The following is a 3,707-nucleotide window of genomic DNA, read 5'->3' on the forward strand; positions in this document are numbered from 1 at the left end:
CCTGGCGGTGCTTACGTCGCGATACGACTACGCGAGCGGCCCGCCCCTTTCAACCCCTCCGCGCCGGCTGACAACCGGTAGCGGACGGAACTAAAGGGGAGGGCGGGCTTTCGAAGGGCGTTACAATCGTTGACGGAACGAGCGACGGTGAAGTCTCAGAGGTTACGCCGGGAGGGAGAGCGTATCGACCGTCTCGCCGCGTTCGGCGTCGTAGAGGGAGAGTTCGTCGATGGTCCACGTGACGGGGCCGACGTCGCGGCCGTCGACGTTCTCGACGGCGCGCTGGCCGCGGAAGCCGTCGGCGTCGCGGGCGAGCGTGACGTGGGGGTCGTAGTCGTCGCCGCCCTCCATGACGGGGACGGGGTCGAACACCTCGCAGAGGCGCTGGTGGAGGCCGTGGAGGCCGGGGCTCTCGACGGCGAGGTAGACGACGGGGCTGGAGCCGTTCGGGGGGTTCCGGAAGGTGTCGACTTCGGCGACGCGGGCTTCGACCGCGGGGGCGCCGGCGAGGGCGTCCTGGGCGGTCTGCCACGCGGTCCGGAGCTGTTTGCGGTCGTCGGCGGGGACGCGCTTGACGAGCAGGGTCTGCTCGCGGCGCTCGCGGACGCGGGCGAACCCCGACAGCGCCGGGCGGAGGTCGGCGGCGACCGCCTTGACCGCGTCCGGCACCGTAGCGTTCACGCTGTACACACCCGCTACTGGGGGTTCGAGCGGGAAAGCGCTGACGTTAGATGACGTCGAGCAGCCAGAGGACGATGAGCACGAGGACGACGGCGCCGACGAGCGGCGGCGCGAGGCCGAGCAGGCCGCTGAGCACGCCGAGGAGCTCCCCGAGGATTTCGAGGGCGAGCCAGACGACCACGAGCACGAGCACGATCTTCAGGAGGTCGTCGACGTCGAGTTTACCGCGGAGTGGTGGCATACGCGGCTCGTTCGAGGAGGACGCGGATAAGCGTTCAGGCAGTCGTGGGGCGTGTTACCGTGGACGGCAAAACCCCGGCACGGGAGCAACGTTTAAGCCCACGGGCCCGTTCGTAGCTGGTAATGACGCAGCCTGCGGCTCACACCACGCGGTCGACCGTCGTGAGCCGTGCGGCCGGCGAGCCGGCGGTCGGCGTCGACGGGACGCTCGACCGCGCGGCGTCCTCCCGTCGGGTCCCGCGACGACCGGGGTCCTCCTGACCCCACTACTGCTACATCCCTCGTTTTCGGTCTCGCATCACTTCCCGACTACTGCGGCACACAACACACACGGAACACACAAATGACAGGAGGAACGGTCGCGCTCGCCTTCTCCGGCGGGCTCGACACGACGGTCTGCGTACCGCTGCTGAAAGAAGAGTACGGCTACGACGACGTCATCGGCGTGACGGTCGACGTCGGCCAGCCCGAGGCCGAGTTCGCGGAGGCCAACGAGACGGCCGACGCGCTCGGCGTCGACCACTACGTCGTGGACGCGAAAGACGAGTTCGCCGACCTCTGCTTCGAGGCGGTGCAGGCGAACGCGAGCTACCAGGGCTACCCGCTGGGCACAGCGCTTGCGCGCCCGGTCATCGCGGAGGCGATTCTGGAGGTCGCCGAGGAACAGGGCTGTGCGGCGCTCGCGCACGGCTGCACCGGGAAGGGCAACGACCAGCTGCGCTTCGAGGCCGTCTGGCGCGCCAGCGACCTCGAGGTCGTCGCGCCCGTCCGCGAACTCGGGCTCACGCGCGAGTGGGAGATCGAGTACGCCGACGAGAAGGGGCTGCCGGTGGAGGCGGGCAACGAGGGCGAGTGGAGCATCGACACGAACCTCTGGAGCCGCAGCGTCGAGGGCGGCCAGCTCGAGGACCCCGGCTACGAGCCGCCGGAGGACATCTACGACTGGACCGACGCCCCCGGCGAGGAGACCGGGACCATCGACGTCGAGTTCGAGGAGGGCGTCCCGGTCGCCGTCGACGGCGAGGAGATGGAGCCGGTCGCGCTCATCGAGTACCTCAACGACCTCGCGGGCAGCTACGGGGTCGGCCGCACGGACATGATGGAGGACCGCATGCTCGGCCTGAAGGTCCGCGAGAACTACGAGCACCCGGCGGCGACGACGCTCCTGACCGCCCACGAGGCGCTCGAACAGCTCGTGCTGACGAAAGACGAGCGCGAGTTCAGCCAGCACGTCAGCCAGCAGTGGTCCGAGAAGGCCTACGAGGGCCTCGTCGACCACCCGCTGATGGACGCGCTGAACGGCTTCTTCGAGGGCACGCAGGAGAAGGTCACGGGCACGGTCACTATCAAGTTCGAGGGCGGGCAGGCCCGTCCGGTCGCCCGCGAGAGCGAGTACGCGGTGTACTCCGCGGACGCCGCGAGCTTCGACACGGAGACGGTCAACGGCATCGAGCAGGGCGACGCGACCGGCGTCGCGAAGTACCACGGCTTCCAGTCCCGCCTCGCGAACGCGAGCAAGCCGGAACTGAAGCCCGACGGGGGCAGCGAGGCGCAGAGCGCCTCGGAGAGCGCGAGCGACGAGACCGGCGAAGAATGAGCGGGGAGAACGACGGCACGGTGGTGCGCCGCGACCGCTTCAGCGGCGGCCCCGCGCGGTCGTTCCTCTCCTCGATGGACGCAGACGACCGCATCTTCGCGGCCGACCTCGCGGTCGACCGCGCGCACGTCGTGATGCTCGCCGAGCAGGGCGTCATCGGCGACGGCGAGGCCGCGACGATTCTCGGCGCCCTCGACGGCGTGGAGGACGCGGGCTTCGACGCGCTGCCGGACGGCGAGGACGTCCACGAGGCCATCGAGACCGCGGTGGTCGAGCGCGTCGGCCCGGTCGGCGGGAAGATGCACACGGCGCGCTCGCGGAACGACGAGGTCGCGACCTGCATCCGCGCGCGCCTCCGCGAGGACCTGCTGGACGCGCTGGACGCGGTGCTGGCGCTCCGCGGCGCGCTCGCGGACGTCGCCGACGCGGAGGCGGAGACGGTGATGCCGGGGTACACGCACCTCCAGCCCGCCCAGCCGACGACGGTCGCGCACTGGGCGCTCTCCTACGAGGGGGCGCTCACGCGCGACACCGGGCGGCTGCTGGACGCGTTCGACCGCGCGAACGAGTCGCCGCTGGGCGCGGCGGCGTTCGCGGGCACCACGTTCGACGTGGACCGCGAGCGCACCGCCGACCTGCTGGGGTTCGACGGCGTGGTGACGAACGCGATGGACGCGTCCGCGAGCCGCGACTTCCTCCTCGAGGCCGTGGCGGCGCTGTCCTCGGTCGCGGTGACGTGCTCGGGGCTCGCCGAAGATATCGTCCTGTTCGCGAACCGCGGGTTCGTGGAGCTCCACGACGACTACTCGTCGACCTCGTCTATCATGCCCCAGAAGAAGAACCCGGACACGCTGGAGCTCGTGCGCGCGACCGCGGGCGACGCGGTGGGCGCGTACACGAGCCTCGCGACGACGCTGAAGGGGCTGCCGCGGGCGTACAACCGCGACCTCCAGCGCGCGACCGGCCACGCGTGGGACGCCGCCGACGACGTGACGGCCGCGACCGAGGTGGCCGCGGGCGCGTGGCGACCGCCGAGTGGCCCGCCGAGGAACTCGAAGCCGCGGCGGGCGAGGGGTTCTCGACGGCGACGGGCGTGGCGGACGCGCTCGCGGCCGCGGGGATGCCGTTCCGTACTGCGCACGAGATAGTTGCTCTCGCATCAGAGGAGGGCGAGGCGCAACGCGCCTCG

4 protein-coding genes and 1 pseudogene are annotated in these 3,707 nt (G+C 70.9%); 3 read left to right on the top strand and 2 right to left on the bottom strand.

The features are described 5' to 3' along the window. Window positions 1–162 precede the first annotated feature (162 nt). Window positions 163–690 (bottom strand): 2'-5' RNA ligase family protein, encoded by a 528-nt coding sequence (locus GJ634_RS14515; RefSeq protein WP_331714202.1) that lies wholly within the window; start codon window positions 688–690, stop codon window positions 163–165. A 37-nt stretch (window positions 691–727) separates the two neighbouring features. Further along, entirely contained in the window at window positions 728–922 is a 195-nt protein-coding gene (locus GJ634_RS14520) for a hypothetical protein (RefSeq protein WP_157503562.1), read from the bottom strand. A gap of 122 nt (window positions 923–1,044) precedes the next feature. On the opposite strand from GJ634_RS14520, the gene GJ634_RS14525 reads away from it, so the two are divergent. The 3 genes and pseudogenes from GJ634_RS14525 to argH all read left to right on the top strand — a co-directional run. Next, on the top strand, window positions 1,045–1,182 hold the full coding sequence (locus GJ634_RS14525; protein WP_157503563.1) for a hypothetical protein: 138 nt from the start codon (window positions 1,045–1,047) through the stop codon (window positions 1,180–1,182). 82 nt (window positions 1,183–1,264) lie between these two features. Next, complete coding sequence (locus GJ634_RS14530) at window positions 1,265–2,518, top strand: argininosuccinate synthase (RefSeq protein WP_157503564.1); 1,254 nt, start codon at window positions 1,265–1,267, stop codon at window positions 2,516–2,518. Next, window positions 2,515–3,707, top strand: a pseudogene (argH, locus tag GJ634_RS14535) (argininosuccinate lyase); the annotation flags it as partial. The gene GJ634_RS14530 and the pseudogene argH, both read left to right, overlap by 4 nt.

It is taken from the genome of Halobacterium sp. CBA1126, from assembly GCF_009741975.1.
Classification (GTDB): domain Archaea; phylum Halobacteriota; class Halobacteria; order Halobacteriales; family Halobacteriaceae; genus Halobacterium.

Excerpts from the sequence above, each read along its gene's own strand:
- GJ634_RS14520 (WP_157503562.1), bottom strand. The coding sequence starts at position 922 with ATGCCACCACTCCGCGGTAAACTCGACGTCGACGACCTCCTGAAGATC.
- GJ634_RS14525 (WP_157503563.1), top strand. The coding sequence starts at position 1,045 with ATGACGCAGCCTGCGGCTCACACCACGCGGTCGACCGTCGTGAGCCGT.
- GJ634_RS14530 (WP_157503564.1), top strand. The coding sequence starts at position 1,265 with ATGACAGGAGGAACGGTCGCGCTCGCCTTCTCCGGCGGGCTCGACACG.